12 protein-coding genes and 2 pseudogenes are annotated in these 18,021 nt (G+C 68.6%); 10 read left to right on the forward strand and 4 right to left on the reverse strand.

From position 1 onward, the window contains the following. Window positions 1-30 precede the first annotated feature (30 nt). Complete coding sequence (locus tag ACLBYB_RS25915; RefSeq protein WP_447700507.1) at window positions 31-309, reverse strand: hypothetical protein; 279 nt, start codon at window positions 307-309, stop codon at window positions 31-33. Window positions 310-1,401: 1,092 nt separating this feature from the next. On the opposite strand from ACLBYB_RS25915, the pseudogene ACLBYB_RS25920 reads away from it, so the two are divergent. The 3 genes and pseudogenes from ACLBYB_RS25920 to ACLBYB_RS25930 all read left to right on the forward strand — a co-directional run. Then, a pseudogene (locus tag ACLBYB_RS25920) lies at window positions 1,402-1,656 on the forward strand (ATP-binding cassette domain-containing protein); the annotation flags it as partial. Window positions 1,657-1,922: 266 nt separating this feature from the next. Further along, complete coding sequence (locus tag ACLBYB_RS25925) at window positions 1,923-2,510, forward strand: YcxB family protein (protein WP_447700508.1); 588 nt, start codon at window positions 1,923-1,925, stop codon at window positions 2,508-2,510. 120 nt (window positions 2,511-2,630) lie between these two features. Next, a pseudogene (locus tag ACLBYB_RS25930) lies at window positions 2,631-4,053 on the forward strand (IS1182 family transposase). A 582-nt stretch (window positions 4,054-4,635) separates the two neighbouring features. On the opposite strand, the gene ACLBYB_RS25935 reads toward ACLBYB_RS25930, so the two are convergent. The 3 genes from ACLBYB_RS25935 to ACLBYB_RS25945 are packed head-to-tail and all read right to left on the reverse strand — an operon-like array spanning window position 4,636 to window position 8,510. Next, window positions 4,636-5,436, reverse strand: coding sequence for an alpha/beta fold hydrolase (locus ACLBYB_RS25935; RefSeq protein WP_447700509.1), 801 nt, complete (start codon window positions 5,434-5,436; stop codon window positions 4,636-4,638). Continuing rightward, a complete protein-coding gene (locus ACLBYB_RS25940) occupies window positions 5,417-7,117 on the reverse strand; it encodes a GMC family oxidoreductase (protein WP_447700510.1) in 1,701 nt (566 codons plus the stop codon). The genes ACLBYB_RS25935 and ACLBYB_RS25940 overlap by 20 nt, the downstream gene beginning before the upstream one ends. Window positions 7,118-7,121: 4 nt before the next feature. After that, a complete protein-coding gene (locus ACLBYB_RS25945) occupies window positions 7,122-8,510 on the reverse strand; it encodes a UbiD family decarboxylase (RefSeq protein WP_447700527.1) in 1,389 nt (462 codons plus the stop codon). A gap of 182 nt (window positions 8,511-8,692) precedes the next feature. Between ACLBYB_RS25945 and ACLBYB_RS25950 the strand changes: the two genes are divergently transcribed. The 7 genes from ACLBYB_RS25950 (at window position 8,693) to ACLBYB_RS25980 (ending at window position 18,018) form a co-directional block, all read left to right on the forward strand. Next, window positions 8,693-9,625, forward strand: coding sequence for a LysR family transcriptional regulator (locus ACLBYB_RS25950; protein WP_447700511.1), 933 nt, complete (start codon window positions 8,693-8,695; stop codon window positions 9,623-9,625). Between the two features lie 146 nt (window positions 9,626-9,771). Beyond that, window positions 9,772-11,232, forward strand: coding sequence for an aldehyde dehydrogenase family protein (locus ACLBYB_RS25955; RefSeq protein WP_447700512.1), 1,461 nt, complete (start codon window positions 9,772-9,774; stop codon window positions 11,230-11,232). Continuing rightward, window positions 11,229-11,804 (forward strand): UbiX family flavin prenyltransferase, encoded by a 576-nt coding sequence (locus ACLBYB_RS25960; RefSeq protein ID WP_447700513.1) that lies wholly within the window; start codon window positions 11,229-11,231, stop codon window positions 11,802-11,804. The genes ACLBYB_RS25955 and ACLBYB_RS25960 overlap by 4 nt, the downstream gene beginning before the upstream one ends. Window positions 11,805-12,004: 200 nt before the next feature. Next, the gene (locus tag ACLBYB_RS25965; RefSeq protein ID WP_447700514.1) at window positions 12,005-13,690 is read left to right on the forward strand and encodes a thiamine pyrophosphate-requiring protein; all 1,686 of its coding nucleotides are present in this window, start codon (window positions 12,005-12,007) and stop codon (window positions 13,688-13,690) included. A 1-nt stretch (window position 13,691) separates the two neighbouring features. Further along, window positions 13,692-14,945, forward strand: a complete 1,254-nt coding sequence (locus ACLBYB_RS25970; protein WP_447700515.1) for an alpha-hydroxy acid oxidase — start codon at window positions 13,692-13,694, stop codon at window positions 14,943-14,945. Window positions 14,946-15,112: 167 nt separating this feature from the next. After that, window positions 15,113-16,579, forward strand: a complete 1,467-nt coding sequence (locus tag ACLBYB_RS25975; protein WP_447700516.1) for a sodium:solute symporter family protein — start codon at window positions 15,113-15,115, stop codon at window positions 16,577-16,579. Between the two features lie 5 nt (window positions 16,580-16,584). Continuing rightward, the gene (locus ACLBYB_RS25980) at window positions 16,585-18,018 is read left to right on the forward strand and encodes an FAD-binding oxidoreductase (RefSeq protein WP_447700517.1); all 1,434 of its coding nucleotides are present in this window, start codon (window positions 16,585-16,587) and stop codon (window positions 18,016-18,018) included. The last annotated feature ends 3 nt before the right edge of the window (window positions 18,019-18,021 follow it).

Genomic DNA, 18,021 nt, shown 5'->3' on the forward strand with positions numbered 1-18,021 from the left:
GCTGCCGCAACTCGCGAATGATCTCAATAATTATCTTCGCCAATGCTTTGCATGCACGGGGTCGCTGGTTCCAGGCCTGAAAGCCTCCTCGAATTCCTGTCGACCACCCATCCAGTCCGCGTCATCGTGGGCCGCTCCATCACCCCATCGGCTCCGTGCGACGTCCCTCGCATCCTGGTCCAGGGCCTTCCTGAGTTGCCAGGCGGCCAGCGCGTCGAGGAAGGCCTGGATCGTCGGGTGAAGGATCGCAACCTCGTCCGCGGTGCCCGGATGGTCGCGTTCCGTCGGTTCCTGCACGATGTCGAGCATGCTTGATCCTTCGTTTCATGGGTCGGTTTGTTGCTCTGTTCGTTCCCGTCCGCCGGCGGCGCGCCGTTCGGGGACGCCCTATGCCTGCCGACGATAGGCGTGGCGAAGCCCGAGCGGCCCCTGACCGGGACGCGAAAGGTCGCCCGGGTTCATTCACCCGCGTGAAGTGTAGGGGCATCGAGATCTGGCCGGATGCGCCTCCGACCGACAGACGCGATCATGGCCGGCCCCGAGGCCGACCGAACGCGCGGCTCCGTTCCGGCGGCGCCTGCATACGGCGACCGGTGGACGAGCGACAATCTTTTGGGAAGAAACAGATTCTAGATGCCTGGCCGCTCGCGGTCAACGCAACGGCGGCGCGCCTGACTGAGGAATTAGGGGACATCGTTTGGCTTCCAGCCACATCGGCCTGGACCCGGTGCGCGGTTGGCCCCCTTGAAGCTCGCCGGCTGCGCGGACGTCGACCGCTGTCACGGGCGACCAGATGGCGGCCACCGTATGCCGCTATCCCGGGCAGGCGTGGCCAATGCCACACGGCGCGCCGCGGCCCCCCCGCCGCCGCCACCCGGCAGTCGGATCCGTCTTGCATCATCGGCATCGACGTCGCCGGCCGCCGCACCCTGGTCCGTGGTACCGAACGCCACCCCATCGTGACGCCTGCCAAGCCGCGAGGGAGGCTTGGAGCGGTGGGATGCCTCGGTTCGTGTCGTCGCCCGCGACCGCGGGCGTTACGGAGAGGCCATCGACGGTTCCCTGCCGTATGCCGTCCAACGGCAGCACGTGGCGAATGACCATCCGCGGATTCCACGATGCGGAGCGGAGGACCTGACATGGGCAACGCGAGAACTGCGGTATCCCCGCGTTCCCGTGGCGGATCACTTTCTGGCCGTTGCCCGGGGCCGGAAGAAACGTGCGGCTTGCACGATGATCCTCATGCCCCGGGCCTCCGAGAGGCGGGCCGATGCGGTCGACCAAGACGCAAGGGAGAATGCGTGTGCCGAACGTCAGCGACGAACAGGCCGGGCGCGCTCCGGCATGACGATCCCAGCCCCAGGGAGATTTAGGGGGTCAGGCTGGCCCGCTCGGGAAAGGACATGTCTGGGCGAACGCGGGCTCAAGCTGTCCGGCGGCGAGCGCCAACGCATCGCCATCGCCCGCGCCCTCTACAGCGAACCGTCGATCCTCTTCCTCGACGAGTCGAGCTCGGCGCTCGACGACGACACCGAGAGGCAGATCATGGATAGCCTGCGTTACGTCTCTCACCGCTTGACGGTCATCGCGGTCACACACTGGATCTCGATGATTCGACCGGGCGACCAAGTCATCAACTTGGAGGCACGAGACTGACCACCGGATCGCGCCGGTGGCCTGTCGCAGGACAACGAATGTCGTCCCCACAGGCTGATGCCTGATCCGCCGTTGAGAGCCGCCCGCGGTAGGGAGCTATCTAATTGTCTTCAGCCTCGGACCGGACGTTCCGCGTGCGACTCTTCCAAGACGTTCCGAGCACTGTTCGCCACTCCTAGAAGCGGTCCTTAAACGGAGCCAAACCTCGTGACAGCATGGCATCGCCTGTAGGATGGCGGCCTCCGGCCCAGTTCATGAGCCAATCGATGATGCCGACCCAAGCTCCACTTGACCAGGATGGAGAAGGCGAGGGTACCCGCAGCGTCACCGTTGCGGCCGGGGTGGACGACCTCATCCACATGCAACGCCTCACCTTGTTCCTGAACTACAGGCGTCCGCGAGTGATCCTCGCGCTGGCGGCCATGCCGATCATGTTCGCGGTCGCATTCGCCGGTCTCATCGGCATCATGGATGGCCGGGTCCGGACCGTCGACCTCATCTCTCTCGCCCTCCTCATCCTGGTGCTCTACGGCGTCATCGCGACGATCATAGCCCTCAGATGGCTGCTTGTTCCCCGTCAGGCACGACGCATGCTGAGCGAGTCGCCCGCCGCAAAATCCCCCGTGCAACTGGCCTGGTCGACGGACGGCCTCACCGCAAACAGCACCTACGGAACCGGAACCATCCCGTGGCAGGACCTGCATGGCTGGGCAGAGAACGACCATGTCTTCGCGATCTACATGACGCGAGGCGTCGCCCAGACGCTTCCCAAGCGTCTCCTGAGCGACGCCCAGGTCGATGATCTTAGACGCTGCCTCAAACGCATACCCGATAGACGGCGTGGGGAGGGGTAGCCCCACCTGCGCCGTCCGCTTCTTCGGGTTTCGTATTCAACAGCAGGCCATCTGCAATCGACCCTGGCTGTGTCAAAACCCAGATGATGGTAGCTTTCCTCTGCACGACCGGAGGACGGCATGGGACGGTTTGTTGCCGATGCCGAGCGCGATCAGACGACACTGTTTCCGCCTTGCCTGGAAGACTGGATCGCCGAGGATAACCCTGTCCGCGTCGTCGATGCCTTCGTGGAGGCCCTGGACCTCGGCGCACTCGGCTTTGCAGGCGTCGATGCGGCACGGACGGGTCGACCGGGCTACCATCCGGCCTCCCTGTTGAAGCTGTACGTCTACGGCTATCTCAACCGGGTCCCGTCGAGCCGACGCCTGGAGCGCGAGGCGGGCCGCAACGTCGAGGTCATGTGGCTGACCGGCCAGCTGTCGCCCGATCATAAGACCATTGCCGAGTTCCGTCGGCAGAACGGCCCCGCCATCGGGCGAGTCTGTGCCCGCTTTGTCGCCCTGTGCCGCACGATGGGCCTACTGACGGGGACGTGCGTCGCGATCGACGGCTCGAAGTTCAAGGCGGTCAACAATCGCGACCGCAACTTCACGCAAGGCAAGCTCGACCGGCGCCGCCAGCAGATCGAGGAGAGCGTGTCACGCTACCTCTCGCAGCTCGACACAGCCGATCGTCAGGACCCCACGCCGGAACTGGCAACCAAGGTGGAGCGGCTGAAGGAAAAGATCGCCCGCCTCGGACAGGAGATGGAGCGGCTGGCGGGGTTGGAAGAGCAGATGAAGGCCGCGCCCGACCGGCAGGTCTCGCTGACCGATCCCGATGAGCGGTCGTGGATCGGGCGTGGTGGGTTACAACGTCCAGGTGGCGGTCGAGACCGAGCATCACCTGATCGTCGCGCACGCGGTCACCAATGCCGGCTCGGACCGGGCGCAGCTCAGCGGCATGGCCGCGCGGGCCAAAGAAGCTCTGGAAGCGGACACGCTCGATGCGGTGGCTGACCGGGGTTACTATTCCAGTGAACAGATCCTGGCCTGCGAACGCGCCGGCATCGCCGTGACGCTGCCCCGACCGATGACCTCGGGCGCGAAGGCCGTCGGGCGCTTCGGCAAAGATGATTTCCTCTACCGTCGTCAGGACAACACCTACCTGTGTCCGGCGGGTCAGACGCTGTCCCATCGGTACACCTCGGTGGAGAATGGCCTGACCCTGCATCGGTACTGGACGAATGTCTGCTCGGCCTGCACGATGAAGGGAGCGTGCACGACAGGCAAGGAGCGCCGGGTGACCCGATGGGAGCACGAGGCCGTGCTGGAGGCCGTGCAGCGTCGATCGGACGGCGATCCGCGGGCCATGCGGGTCCGGCGCGAGACGGTCGAGCACCCCTTCGGCACATTGAAGGCGCGGATGGGGGCGACGCACTTCGTAACCAAGACCCTGCCGCGCGTCTCGACCGAGATGGCACTCCAGGTCCTGGCCTACAATCTAACGCGGGTTCTCAACATCATAGGAAGCCGGAAGCTCTTGGCAGCGATCCCGGCCTGAGCAAGGGCCTTGGATCGCTTACAGAGAGGCTGAAGAGCCGTCCAGCAGCGCCTGCAACTCAAACGGATCGTCACTCGACCACAAAAGGTCGCTCCAAGCGATGGAAAAGCCAATTCTCGCAAGATCGGAGCGTCACCCGAGCGCAGCGCCCATTCCCCGCGTTTTGACACGGCCTGGACCCAACGCAGTCGTTCACGAGCGGTCGTGCGCCTCCCGTAAGCGGACGTATGTTTCCGTCGCTCCTCTGACTGTGATGCGCCCATCTCGGTCGTAAATACAATCGTTGCAGCTTCACCAAAGCAGACGCTCGAAAATCTAACCTTGCGAGTTTCAGTTGTGCCGCTTCCAGACTTTTCATCGAAGCGTCCGCGATGAGCTCATGGTAGCTCACAGCAGACATTGGCCGCAGAAAGAATTAAGGCAGCGGTCTTGTAGACATGACCTTCGGCTGCGTTGGACAGCAACGCTTGACGAACAAACTAATAGTCCACGATCTTCCGGTACCGCGCGAAAAATATTGGTCTAATTGCGCATTTTTCACTTGGATTGATTAGGCGGCGCGACCAAGAACTCAAAGATATGCTATAGCATTTTGATCTTCATCGAGAATTCCAGTATCAAATCAACGACACCTGCGGCGTCCTGATACTGGGGGACGTGGCCCAGCCCCGGCAGGTGATGGACCTCAACATGAGGACAGGATTGGGTTAGCGCATCGATCTGCACCGCGCTGCCGTAGCGATCTCTCTCGCCCTGGATAAGAAGTAGAGGTACCGTCAGAGGCTGCAATGCCGCCCGCACATCCCATTCTCGCCGCCTGGGATCGAGCCAAGCCTCGCTCCATCCCCGGAAAGCGCCTTCCACGTCGCGGTGCTGCGAGGCCAAGCGTCGCCTGAGGTCGCCCGCTTCGAACGCCGCGGCGGCCTGTCGAACGCCCTCGAGCGTTACGGTCTCCACCACGACGTGCGGCGCGATCAGAACTGCTCCGTGGATACGCGGGTCGCCGGCCGCAGCCGCGAGGGCGGCGATGGTCGCACCGTCGGAATGGCCGACGATGATACAGTCGCGGATTTCGGCCGCGTCGAGCACGCGCGGGAGAACCTCCGCCTCGCGCTCTAGGTAGTCGATGGGCCGGGGCCGCGTGACCGGGCTTGATCGGCCGTAGCCCACACGCGAATAGGCGAAGATCGGGCATTCCGACGCCTCGGCGAGCACGTTAGCGAAGGGCCACCAACCATCCGCCGAGCCAAGCCCCTCATGAAGGAGCACGAACGTGGTGGATCGGCCCCGTCGAGGAGCAGTGCGCCGGTATTCGATCCGCTGCGTACCGAGGTCGAGGGAGCCCGAGGCACGACCTTCGGCCTCACGCGGCTCGGATGCCATCGGCAATCTTCTCGGCGATCATCAGGGTCGGAATGTTGGTGTTGGCGCTCGGCAGGCGCGGCATGACCGAGGCGTCCGCAACCGTCAACCCGTCGATCCCGATGACGCTTCCGGCCGGGTCGACCACGGCGCCGGGATCGTCGCGATCGCCCATCCGGCAGGTGCCGCTCGCGTGCCAGACTCCGAAGACGCTCTCGCTCACGTAGTCCGCGAGGGCGGCGTCGTGGCCGACGATCCGGGCCAGATCACGTCCGCCCGTGAAGCTGCGCAGCATCAGCCGACGTAAGGGACGCGGTCCGTCGAGGAGGTGTGCGAGAGCCGCCGTGACGAGGTGGTTGCGCCGGCCGACGCGGCTTAGCCGCCGGATCGCCGGCGAGAAGCTCGCCGGGAAGATCTCGGCCGGGTCCGGGTTGAGGTGGGGCGAGACGGCGAGCGCGACGAGGCGCCGGACGCCATCTGCCAGGCGGGCGAGGTCGCGCGGATCGGACAGGAGGTCGAGATCGACCGCCGGATGGCCCGCTGGATCGGCCGGATCGAGCCGCAGCGATCCGACGGAGTGCGGCTGGTTCACCCAGAGGAAATAGAGACCGAGGCACGCACCGAGGGCATGCCAGCCGGCCCGCGCGGAGACCGTGGCGTACATGTCCGAGGCGCTGCCGCCGGGCAGGCCCGAAGAGTAGCGCATCGCCAGGAAGCTGGCTCGGCGCTGTCGCATGTCCAGGCGGAGGGCCGGCGGCAGGAACTGCGCGATCGTCAGGGCCGGGTGGTCGCGCAGATTCGCGCCGACGCCAGGACGGTCGGCGGCTACCGCGATCCCGCAGGCGCGCAGGTGATCGGCCGGTCCGATCCCAGCGCGCAGCAGCAGGGCCGGAGAGCGCAGGGCGCCGACACAGACCACGATGTGGCGGGCCGCCACAACCCGCTCCGCCCCATCCAGGAGGCGCAGGCGCGCGCCGGTGACGCGCCGACCCTGGAGTTCTAGGCCGACCACCTCGGTGCGCGCCGCGACGATCAGGTTGGGGCGGGCCCGCACCCCGGCATCGAGGTAGGCCTCCGCCGCGGAGACGCGGGCATCGTCGCGGTTCGAGAAGGCGGGCGGGAAGAGGCCGTCCGAGAAGTCGCCGTTCTGATCGATTCTCTGCGGCAGGCCGCTGGCGTCGAAGGCCCGGAACGCGGCGTATGCGAAGGGAGGCCAAGCCGGCTCCAGCAGGCGCCGGATCGGCAGGGGGCCGGACGTCTTGTGCAGGGGGCAGTCGCAGTCGAGGTCGCTCTCGAGCCGCCGGAAATAAGGCAGCACGTCGTCCCAGGCCCAGCCCCGGCAATCGGCCTCGGCCCAGGCGTCGTAGTCGCGTGGCAGCCCGCGATTGGCGGCCTGGACATTGATGCTGGACGAGCCGCCCATCACACGGCCCTGCTCGTAGAGCCGGCGCCGAACCCGCCCATCCGGCCCCCGGGTCACGGCCGCGTCAAGCCCCGGCCAGATATAGGTGTCGCCGTAGAACAGCGGCATCGGATAGCTGTCGCGGATCGCCTCCGTTGCGGCGCCGGGCAGAGTGTCGATCCCGGCTTCCACGAGGAGGACGCGCCGAGTTGGATCCGCGGACAGGCGGCTGGCCAAGACGCAGCCGGCCGAGCCGCCGCCGACGATCAGCACGTCAACGGAATCGGGCAGGCTCCTCATGGCGTCAGCCGCTCGCCGCGTCGCGCCAGTCGGCCCCGGAGACGATGGTAGCGGCGAGGTCCACCTCGGCCTCGCCCGGCACGCGGATACGCGTGAACTTCATCGGGGGCGCGTCAAGAGGCGCGGTGGCGTCGAGGCCCATCTTCGCGCCGACCCCGTCGCAGGTCGAGGGGTCGAGCTTAGAGCCCTGGCTGTTCGCGATCACCACGAGGTCCCGGTCGGCCTGGAATCGGGTTGAGACCGCCCATTCGACCTCCTGTGGGTCGTGGATGTCCACGTCCGTATCGACCACGACCGCGTGCTTGATGTCGTAATGCGCGGCGAAGGCTCCGAGCAGCACGTTCTTGGCCTCGCCCTCCTGCGACTTCCGCAGCTTGACGTAGAGGTGGTAGCGGCCCACGCCGCCCAGCGACAGATGCACGTCCTCGACGCCGGGAAAGTTGCGTTGGAGAGAGGCGAGGATCGTGGCCTCGCGCGGGATCGCGCCGAGGAGCAGATGCTCCAGCCCGCCGCCGACGATCATGTGGAAGATCGGGCTCTCGCGGTGGGTGACCGCATCGACCGTCATGACGTGGCGCTTGGCCCGCTCGCCGTAGTATTGCGGGAACTCGCCGAACGGTCCTTCCAGTTCGCGCACCTCCGGCAGGAGGCGGCCCTCGATTACGATCTCCGCCTGGGCCGGCACGCGCACATCGTTCGTGAGGCACTTCACCACGTCGAGGGGGGCGCCGGTGAGCGCGCCCGCGATCTCCAATTCATCGTGGCCGAGCGGCACGATCGCCTGCGAGGCGAGCAGGCAGGCCGGATCGACGCCGACCACGAGCGCGACCTCCAGGCCGCGCCCGGCGGCCTCCGCCTTGCGGTAGAAGTTGTCGGTGTGGCGCGGCAGGACGAGCACGCCGATGCGGTCGGGCCCGCTGACCTGACAGCGCAGGATGGCGACGTTCTGCGCGCCCGTCTCGGGATCGCGCGAGATCATCAGTCCAGCGGAGATATAGGGGCCGCTGTCGTGCTCGTTCAGCGTCGGCACAGGCAGGATGCGCAGGATGTCGATGTCGGAACGATGCACCACCTGCTGCGCCGGCCCGGTCTCGCGCTCGCGCCAGGGCAGCGGCTCGGCGCAGGCGCGCTGGAAATGGGCGATCAGACGGTCCTCGCGCGTGCCGAGCGCCTCGGCCATCCAGGCCCGGCTGGAGACGAGGCCCGAGGCAATGGTGCCGGCCCGGCCGCCGGGCCGTGGGAACAGGGTGGCGCTGCGCCCGTCCAGGCGGTTGGCCACCGCCGCCGCCTCGTGGCGCAGGCCGATGCCGGGGCGCGCGACGCTGAGGCGCCCGCTCTGGGCGAGACGGTCGAGCCAGTCGCGCAGGGACCGCACCGGGGCCGGGTCGCTCATCATGTCCTCCCATTTGCCGCTTAGGGGCAGCATCGTTCCCCTTTGGTTAGGCCGTTCGGCGGGCGCGCCAAAATAAAGATTGCTGATGCGCGCGATCAGACAGTCTGAATTGCTCCGTCGGCTGCGGCGTGGTCCAGTCGGATACGATCCGGCCGCAGAGCCGGATCCGGGAGGCACCAGCGGTGGATCTGCGCCAGATCTCGTATTTCGTCGCGTTGTTCGAGGAGGGCAGCGTCACCCGCGCGGCGCAGCGGATGAACGTGGTGCAGCCGGCCCTGAGCATGCAGATAGCCAAGCTGGAGCGGGAACTCGACCAACGCCTGTTTGATCGGCAGCCGAAGGCGATGGTGCCAACCGCAGCCGGCCGCACCCTGCACCAGCTCGTGCAGCCGATCCTACGCGACGTCGCCGAGGCGCGGGCAGCCATGGCGCGGCTGTCCGACAGCGTGTCCGGCCGCGTCACCGTCGGCATCCTGTCCTCGCTCGCCATGAGCGTCGTCCCGATCGTGCTCGCCCGTTTCTCGTCCGCCTACCCGCATGTCGAGCTGTCGCTGGCCGACGGCTACAGCAGCACCTTCATCGAGGGGGTCGGCAACGGCAGCCTCGACGTCGCCGTGATCAACAAGCCGCCGCGCCGCCTTGGCCTGCTGGTGGACCCGCTGCTCGATGAGGAGATGGTGGTGGTGGGCGGGCGCGACACGCCGCTGCCGGTCCCAGTCCCGATCCGCATGCGCGACCTGACGGAACTCGACCTGATCCTGCCCTCGCAGCGGCACGGCCTGCGCCTCGAACTCGACCGGCGGGTCGGGTCGGAGGACATCGCGCTGAGCCCCAAGCTCGAACTCGATCTGCCGCCGGCCATCGCCGACTTCGTGGCGCATTCCCGCTGCTTCACGGTCCTGCCGAGCGTCGCGGTCAGCCGCCAGCTCGCAGAGGGGAGCCTGAAGGCCTACCGCATCGTGGCGCCGCGCATCACGCGCCAACTCGTCATCATCCATCATCCGAAGCGCCCGCTCACCCCTGCGGCCCTGCGCTTCATCGAGATGCTGTCGGAAGACCTCTCCAACGCGGCGGGCGCGCTCCAGGCGCATATCGTTACGGGGGCCGAGCACTGACCGCCGCGCGCCTGCAGTTCGGCTGATCGCGCCCATCAAACATCCTTATTCGACAGGTCCGGCACCTCGCTCCTACGATCCGCGAGAACCACCCGCCCGACGTCCGGGGCGTGGGGGACGACACGATCAAGGGCGGGGAAACGACCATGGACGGCAACGCGCATCATTGGATTGATGGCGAGCGCTTCGGCTCGCTCGCGGCGGAGAGCCTCGACCCAGCGGATGGCAGCCTCGTCGGCCGGATCGCCGATGGCGGCCTCGGCGAGGCGCAGGCGGCGGTCGCCGCGGCCCGCCGCGCCTTCGACCGCGGACTATGGGCGGCGTCTCCGCGCCTGCGCCAGCAGGTGCTCCTGCATTGGGCCGCCGCGCTCGACGCGGATCGCGAGCGGCTCGCCGAACTCCTCACCCGCGACAACGGCAAGGCCATCGCCCAGTCGCGCGGCGAGATCGGCGGCGCGATCTCGGAGGTGCTCTACTATGCGGGCCTCGCCCGCCACATTCCCGGTCACGTGCTGGAGCCGGAGCCGGGCGTGCTCTCGACCATGCTGCGCGAGCCGGCGGGTGTCGCCGGCATCATCGTGCCCTGGAACGCCCCGGCTGTGCTGCTGGTGCGCTCGCTGGCTCCGGCGCTAGCGGCGGGCTGCACCGCAATCGTCAAGCCGGCCGCGCAGACGGCGGTGTTCAACGCCGCCCTGCTGGCCCCGCTCCTCGCCGCGCCGGGCCTGCCCGCAGGCGCCGTCAACGTCATCGTGGAAACGCGCCATGCCGGGGCCGAGCATCTCTCGGTCTCGCACGATGTCGATGTCCTCAGCTTCACCGGCTCAACCGCCACCGGCAAGGCGATCATGCGCGCGGCCGCCGACAGCATGAAGAAGCTCTCCCTGGAGCTCGGCGGCAAGTCGGCCTGCCTCGTCTTCCCCGACGCCGGGATCGACGCCGTGGCGGGCAAGATCGCTGCCGCGGCGACCATCATTTCCGGCCAGCAATGCACGGCGGCCCGCCGCGTCCTCGTGCACCGCTCCCGATTGCCGGAGATGCGCGCGGCCCTCACCGCCGCGCTGTCCGCCCTGCGGATCGGGCCCGGTCTCGATCCGGCTACCCAGGTCGGCCCGCTTATCGACCGCCCCACCCGCGACGCCGTCGCAGCCCGCGTCGAGGCGGCCTGCGCCGATGCCGACGCGGTGCTGTTGTGGCCACGCGTTCCCGAAGGACCCGGCGCCTTCCTGACGCCGGCGCTCGTCGAGCACGCCGACACCCGCGCGGATTTCGTGCAGGAGGAAATCTTCGGACCCTTTCTCGTCCTCGAAGGGTTCGAGAGCGAGGCGGAGGCGGTCGCCAGGGCCAACGACAGCGTGTTCGGGCTCTCGGCGAGCGTCTGGACCCATGACGGCGCGCGGGCCCTGCGGGTGGCGCGGGCGCTGCGCAACGGCACCGTCTGGATCAACGACCACAACAAGCTCTTCGCCGAGGCGGAGACCGGCGGTTACCGGCAGAGCGGGCTGGGCCGCCTGCACGGCTACGACGCCTTCATGGATTTCACCGAGCTGAAGCACGTCTACCAAGCGCCGGGCCTGATTGGGGGCGAGGCCGAGGGGGCGAGGGCATGAGCCGCAACCTCCCCCTCGTCGTCGGCATCTCCGGCGCCTCGGGCGTCGTCTACGGGATCCGCCTCCTGGAGATCCTGCGCAACCTCGATATCCCGGCCCATCTCGTGATGTCGCGTTCGGCCGAGGTGACACTGGCCCACGAGACCGACCTCAAGGTCGCCGACGTGCGCGCGCTCGCGGCGAAGACCCATGCCCAGGCTGATATCGGCGCGGCGATCTCCTCGGGCTCCTTCCGCACCCGCGGCATGATCGTGGCGCCCTGCTCGGTGCGGAGCATGTCGGAGATCGCGGCCGGCACCACTACCGGCCTGCTGACCCGGGCCGCCGACGTGACGCTGAAGGAGCGCCGCCGCCTCGTCCTGATGGTGCGCGAGACGCCGCTCCATACCGGGCACCTGCGCACCATGACGGCGCTCTCCGAGATGGGGGCGATCATCGCGCCGCCCGTGCCTGCCTTCTACGCGCGGCCGGACAGCATCTCGGAGATGGTCGACCATACGCTCGGTCGCGTTCTCGACCTCTTTGAGATCGAGACCGGCGGCGTGCGCCGCTGGCGCGGTGATCCGGACTGAGTCACCGGCTGTCATGGCAAAATGCGGCCCCATCATCGATGATGATCCGACATATAAAACAAGTTTATTTGCCAGAACTATTGTTCATGCGTTGAAATGAAAACCACAAAATCGGTCCGTCATCGATTCGGATGAAGCCGAATACCGGATGCCGCCCCATCAGAAAGGGCGCGCCAGGGAATGAAACGAGGGAGGTTGGGATGAAGGCCGAGCGACAGCCGCGAGAGCGCGCAGGCGAGGTCCGAAGCGCGGCGGACGTCCTACTCCGGCAGCTGACGGCCTGCGGCATCGACTACTTCTTCGCCAACGGAGGCACGGACTTTCCGCCGATCGCGGAGGCCTTCGCCCGCGCGGAGACCACCGGCGAGAGCGTGCCGCGTCCGATGGTGATTCCACATGAGAATCTCGCCGTCGCCATGGCCCACGGCGTCTACATGGTCTCGGGCCGGGCGCAGGCGGTGATGGTGCACGTCAATGTCGGCACCGCCAACGCGGTCAACGCCGTGCTCGACGCCAGCCGGGACGAGACGCCCGTCCTGCTCTTCGCCGGCCGCTCGCCCTATGCGGAGGCCGGCCGCCACGGGGCTCGTACCCGCTACATCCATTGGGCGCAGGAGATGTTCGACCAGGCCGGTATGCTGCGCGAGGCCGTGAAGTGGGATTACGAACTCCACCTGCCCGAGCAGGCCGGTGAGATCGTGGCCCGGGCCCATCAGGTGGCGATGTCGGCGCCGCGCGGCCCCGTCTACGTGACCCTGCCCCGCGACACGCTGGCGGGCGCCGCCGCCCTGCCGGGCGCGGCTCCGGCCTCCGTCCTCGCAGCGGTCCCGCCGCCGCATCCCGATCCGGCAGCCGTTGCGCAGCTCGCCGGCTGGCTCGCCGAAGCCCGGCGGCCTGTGATCATCACCGCGAGCGCCGGGCGCGGCGAGGCCGGCTTCCGCGCGCTCGCTCGCTTCGCCGAGCGCCACGCGGTGCCGGTGGTCTCGTTCCACCAGCGCTTCCTCAACATCGCCACCGATCACCCGAGCTTCGCGGGGTTCGAGCCCGGCCCATGGATCGCAGATGCCGACCTCGTGATCGCCCTCGATTGCGACGTGCCCTGGATCCCCTCGATCCAGAAGCCGCCGGAGAACGCGCGCATCGCCCATCTCGGGATCGATCCGGCCTTCACCCGCTACCCGATGCGCAGCTTCCGGGCAGATCTCTGCCTGCCCGGCGAGACCGCGACGCTGCTCGATGGGCTGGAGCGCGCCCTCGAAGGACGCCGCGACGGGGGCCGGGCGGCGGTCGCGCAGCGCCGGGCCGTCCCTGCGGCGCCCTCGGCCACCGACCCGATCACCCCCGAATGGATCAGCGCCTGCGTGGCCGAGGCGGTCGGGCCGGAGGCGATCATCGTCAACGAGTACCCCCTGCGCCTCGACCATTGCCCGCGCACGCGGGCGGGGACCTATTTCGGCCTGAGCCCGGCCGGCGGCCTGGGCTGGGGGCTCGGCGCCGCGCTCGGCGCCAAGCTCGCGGCGCCCGACAAGCTCGTCGTGGCGACCCTAGGCGACGGCGCCTACATCTTCGCCAACCCCACCGCGAGCCACTGGGCTGCGGCCGCGCACGGGCTGCCGGTCCTGACGGTAGTCTTTAACAACGCCCTCTACGGCGCCGTGCGCAACTCGACGCTGGCCATGTACCGTGAGGGCTACGCCGCGAAGGAGCGCGGGCGCATGCTCGCCGATCTCTCGCCCGCGCCGGATTTCGAGCGGGTGGTGGAGGCAAGCGGCGGCCTCGGCCTGCGCGTCGAGAGCGCCGAGGCCCTGCCCGGTGCCCTCGCCGAGGCGGTCGCGGCGGTTCGCGCCGGCCGGCAGGCCCTTGTCAACGTCGCCTGCGAGTATTGACGTGACGGCGACACATCCGAGCGTCGCCGAGGCCGTCGCGGAGCGGGGCACGGCGCCCGTCCGCGCCGCCGGCTGGGGCAGCGGCGGCCTCGACGGGCGGGCGGCCCTCCTGCGCCGTCGCTACCCTACGGTGGCGGACCTGATGGCACGGGCGCGCCGCCGCACGCCGCGCTTCGCCTACGATTTTGTGGCCGGCGGGGTCGGCGACGACCTCTGCCTCGCCCGCAACCGCGCCGCCCTCGACGCCATCGCGATCACGCCGCGTCTCGGGCTCGACATGTCCCGGATCAATACCGCGGTACAGCTGTTCGGGCGGGATTACCGCGCGCCCTTCGGCGTGGCGCCGATGGGGCTCGCCGGGCTGCTCTGGCCAGGCGTCGATGAGGCGCTGGCCCGCGCCGCGCAGCGCGCCCGCATCCCCTACGTGCTGTCGACGGTGGCCAACACCACGATCGAGCGTGTCGGCGCGTTGGCGCCGGACGTGTTCTGGTACCAGCTCTACGGCGTGCCGGAGAACGACCACGCCGTCTCCTTCGACCTCGTTGCCCGCGCCGAGCGGGCTGGCGCCCACGCCCTCGTCGTCACCCTGGACGTGCCGGTGCGCTCGAAGCGCACCCGCGACGTGCGCAACGGCCTCGTCGTGCCCTTCCGGCCGACCCTGCGTACCGCCTTCGACGTCGCCCGCGCGCCGCAATGGGGCCTGGCCATGCTGCGCCACGGGCAACCCCGGTTCGAGAACTTCCTCGCCTATGCCGGCCAGACGGCGAGCACGGCGGATCTCGCGAGCTACGTCTTCCGGAAGATGACCGGCCCGATGACCTGGGAGACGGTGGCCCGCCTGCGCGAAGCGTGGCCGCGCGCCTTCCTGGTCAAGGGCCTGCTGCATCCGGACGATGCCGAGAAGGCGGTGTCGCTCGGTGTCGACGGCATCGTGGTGTCCAACCACGGCGGTCGCCAGTTCGACGCGGCGCCGGCCTCGATCGACGCGCTCGGCGAGATCGCAGCGCGCGTCGGCGGCCGGACCAGCCTGATCGTCGATGGCGGCATGATGAACGGCCTCGACCTGTTGCGGGCGCTGCGCCGGGGCGCGCAGGCGGCGTTCGCGGGCCGCGCCTTCCTGTTCGGCTACGGCGCCCTCGGCGAGGAGGGCGGCGACCACGTCGCCCGCCTCTTCGAGGAGGAACTGCGCCTCGCCCTCGCCCAGAGCGGGTCCACCTCCGTCGCGGAGGCGCGCACTGAGGGCATCACCACCTGAAAGCATGGCGCGGTCAACGGCACCCACGACCTTACCGGTCCAACGAGGTCGCCGAGCCGCCCGATCCGGAGGAACACCGATGACGAGCGTAGACGACCGCCACCCGGCAGGCTGCGGAGCCTTGCCGGAAGGCCCCCTGCCGACCTTCGGCCACTGAGGAGGCGATCATGCAGGCAAGTTGGACCGTACTGTCCCTGACTGGACTCTACATGGCCGTTCTCGGCGTGATCAGCTTCGCGGCGAAACGCTATGCGAACAGTGCGAAGAGCTTCACCTCGGGCGGCACGACCTTCCCCGCCATCCTGATCGGCTTCTTGCTGATGTCCGAGTTCATCGGCACCACGGCGAGCATGGGCACGGCGCAGCTGGCCTACAGCCACGGCATCTCCGGGGCCTGGAGCCTCGCCGTCCTCGGGATCGGATTCGTCCTCTATTCGATGCTGCTCGCGCGACGCTTCAAGGCCTTGGGCGAGAACACGATCTCCGGCGCGCTGTCGCGGATCTACGGGCCGAAGGTCAAGGTCGCGACCTCCGCGATCATGATCTTCGCGATCCAGATCGTGGCGATCTCGGTCTACACGAGCGGCGGCGCCGTCCTGTCCAGTATCCTCGGTATCGACCGCACCCTGGCGATCGTCATCACGGGGATCGTGGCAGTCCTCTACGTGACGGTCGGCGGCATGCGCTCGGTGATCTACACCAACGTGCTGCACGCCCTGGTCAAGTATCTCGGCATCGTCATCGCCTTCGTGTTCGCCCTGAACCAAGTGGGCGGGATGGGCGAGCTGCAGGCGCGGCTGCCCGCGCAGATGTTCAAGGCGAGCACGGTCGGCTGGTCGCAGATTATGGCTTGGTTCATCGCGGCGACCGGCGCGATTTTCTCGACCCAGTACGTGATCCAGGCAATCAGCACGGTCAGCGACGGCCCCAAGGCGCAGCGGGCGAGCCTTTACTCCGCGGTCCTGCTGATCGGATTCAGCCTGCTGGCCGCCGGCATCGGCCTGTGCGCCGCGGTACTCTCGCCGAACATCCCGCCGCTCCAGGCTTTCCCAAGCGTCATCGCGCGGATGGACACCCTCACCGCCGCCTTCGTGGTCGCGGGGCTCGCCGGCTCCCTTTTCGGGACGATCTCCGCCGTGAGCATCGGGACTGCCACGCTCCTGTTCAAGGATTTCTACCAGCCCTTGTTCAAGGATCGCGGCGACAGCCAGCGCTCTCTCATGTTCGTGCGCATCGCGACGGTGGTGGTCGGGCTGATTCCGCTGCCCTTCGCGATCCTGGCGCCCGACGTGGTCAAGGTGACCTTCCTCGCCAAAGCCCTTCGCGCGACCCTCGCCGTGCTGGTGCTGCTGCTGTTCTACGCGCCCTGGTTCGGCACGCGCCTCGGCGCCCTCATCAGCATCCTGGCCTCTCTCGTGCTGACGATCGGTTGGTTCCTGCTCGGCAACCCCTTCGGCATCGACAACACTTACGTCGCGGTGTCGATCCCGATCGTGGTGATGACCGTCACGCACCTGCTGCGCGGCTTCACCGGGGAGGACCGACCGGGCCATCTGCCCGAAGTGGTGGCCGGCGAGGAGAATGCGGCGGGACGCGCGCTGCCCCTCCACGCGACATCCTCGCAGGCCGGGTGACGGTGATGTCCGACGCCGGAATGGGAGCGGGGCTACCGGCGCAGCTCCGCGACAGGCTCGACGCGATCCTCGGTGCCCAGGGCCTCGTGGAGGCGGCGGGTCCGCGCTACGGCGAGTCCTGGGGTGGGGCCTTCAAGGCGCCGCCGAGTGTCGTCGTCCGGCCCGGCTCGACGGCAGAGGTGGCCGCGACCGTCTCGGCCTGCGCGGAGGCCGGGGTCGCGATGGTCCCGCAGGGCGGCAATACCGGCCTCGCGGGCGGTGCTCAGCCGACGAGGCCGGGCTGTGTGATCGTCTCCCTGGAGCGGATGCGGGCCTTGCGCGCGCTCGATCCGGTCAACGACACGATCACGGTCGAGGCCGGGATGACGTTGGCCGAGGTGCAGGCGCGGGCGGCGGAGGCCGACCGCCTCTTCCCCCTGAGCCTTGCCTCGGAGGGCTCTTGCCAGATCGGCGGCAACCTCTCGACCAATGCGGGGGGCACGCAGTGCCTGCGCTACGGAAATGCTCGTGCCATGGCCCTCGGCCTAGAGGTCGTGCTGCCGGACGGGCAGATCTGGGACGGCCTACGCGGCCTGCGCAAGGACGCGACCGGCTACGACCTCAAGCAGCTCTTCATCGGTGCGGAGGGGACGCTCGGGATCATCACCGCGGCGGTGCTGCGCCTGCTGCCGCGCCCGCGCGACGCGGCGACCGCCTTCGCGGCCGTGCCGGATCCGGAGGCGGCGCTCCGCCTGCTCGATCTCGCGCGCCGTCATCTCGGCGAGAGCCTGACCGGGTTCGAGCTGATGCGGCGCGAATGCCTCGACTGGGTGATGGTCGCCTTGCCAGGCACCGCCTCGCCCTTCGCTGAGCGTTATCCCTGGTACGTCCTCATCGAAGCGACCGGCCAGGGCGCGCCCGGCACTCTGGCAGTGCCGATGGAGGAAGCGCTGGCGGTGGCCATCGAGAAGGAGATCGTCTCGGACGCGACGCTCGCCGCCTCGGAGACGCAGCGGCAGCGCCTCTGGGCTCTCCGCGAGGGGCAAGCCGAGGCGCAGAAGGTGGCCGGGTTCGGGATCAAGCACGATGTCTCGGTGCCGGTCGCGGCCGTGCCGGCCTTCCTGGCCCGCGCCGACGCGGCGCTGGCCGCCGCCCTGCCCGGCATCAGGCCCTTCGCCTTCGGCCATCTCGGGGATGGCAACATCCACTACAACCCGCTCGGGCCGGAAGGCGCGAGCGCCGCCGAGGTGGCGGCCTTGCGCCCCGGTGCGAACCGCATCGTGCATGACATCGTGGCGGACCTCGGCGGATCGATCAGCGCCGAGCACGGCCTCGGTCAGCTCCGCACGGAGGAGGCCCGGCGCTACAAGTCGCCGGTCGAGCAGGCGTTGATGGCGACACTCAAGCGGAGCTTCGATCCACAGGGCCTGATGAATCCCGGCACAATCGTCTCGGCCTGAGCC

Source organism: Methylobacterium sp. D54C, from assembly GCF_053345595.1.

Excerpts from the sequence above, each read along its gene's own strand:
- ACLBYB_RS25935 (WP_447700509.1), bottom strand. The coding sequence starts at position 5,436 with ATGGCATCCGAGCCGCGTGAGGCCGAAGGTCGTGCCTCGGGCTCCCTC.
- ACLBYB_RS25975 (WP_447700516.1), top strand. The coding sequence starts at position 15,113 with ATGCAGGCAAGTTGGACCGTACTGTCCCTGACTGGACTCTACATGGCC.
- ACLBYB_RS25980 (WP_447700517.1), top strand. The coding sequence starts at position 16,585 with ATGTCCGACGCCGGAATGGGAGCGGGGCTACCGGCGCAGCTCCGCGAC.
- ACLBYB_RS25915 (WP_447700507.1), bottom strand. The coding sequence starts at position 309 with ATGCTCGACATCGTGCAGGAACCGACGGAACGCGACCATCCGGGCACC.
- ACLBYB_RS25965 (WP_447700514.1), top strand. The coding sequence starts at position 12,005 with ATGAAGGCCGAGCGACAGCCGCGAGAGCGCGCAGGCGAGGTCCGAAGC.
- ACLBYB_RS25955 (WP_447700512.1), top strand. The coding sequence starts at position 9,772 with ATGGACGGCAACGCGCATCATTGGATTGATGGCGAGCGCTTCGGCTCG.
- ACLBYB_RS25940 (WP_447700510.1), bottom strand. The coding sequence starts at position 7,117 with ATGAGGAGCCTGCCCGATTCCGTTGACGTGCTGATCGTCGGCGGCGGC.
- ACLBYB_RS25925 (WP_447700508.1), top strand. The coding sequence starts at position 1,923 with ATGATGCCGACCCAAGCTCCACTTGACCAGGATGGAGAAGGCGAGGGT.
- ACLBYB_RS25960 (WP_447700513.1), top strand. The coding sequence starts at position 11,229 with ATGAGCCGCAACCTCCCCCTCGTCGTCGGCATCTCCGGCGCCTCGGGC.
- ACLBYB_RS25945 (WP_447700527.1), bottom strand. The coding sequence starts at position 8,510 with ATGAGCGACCCGGCCCCGGTGCGGTCCCTGCGCGACTGGCTCGACCGT.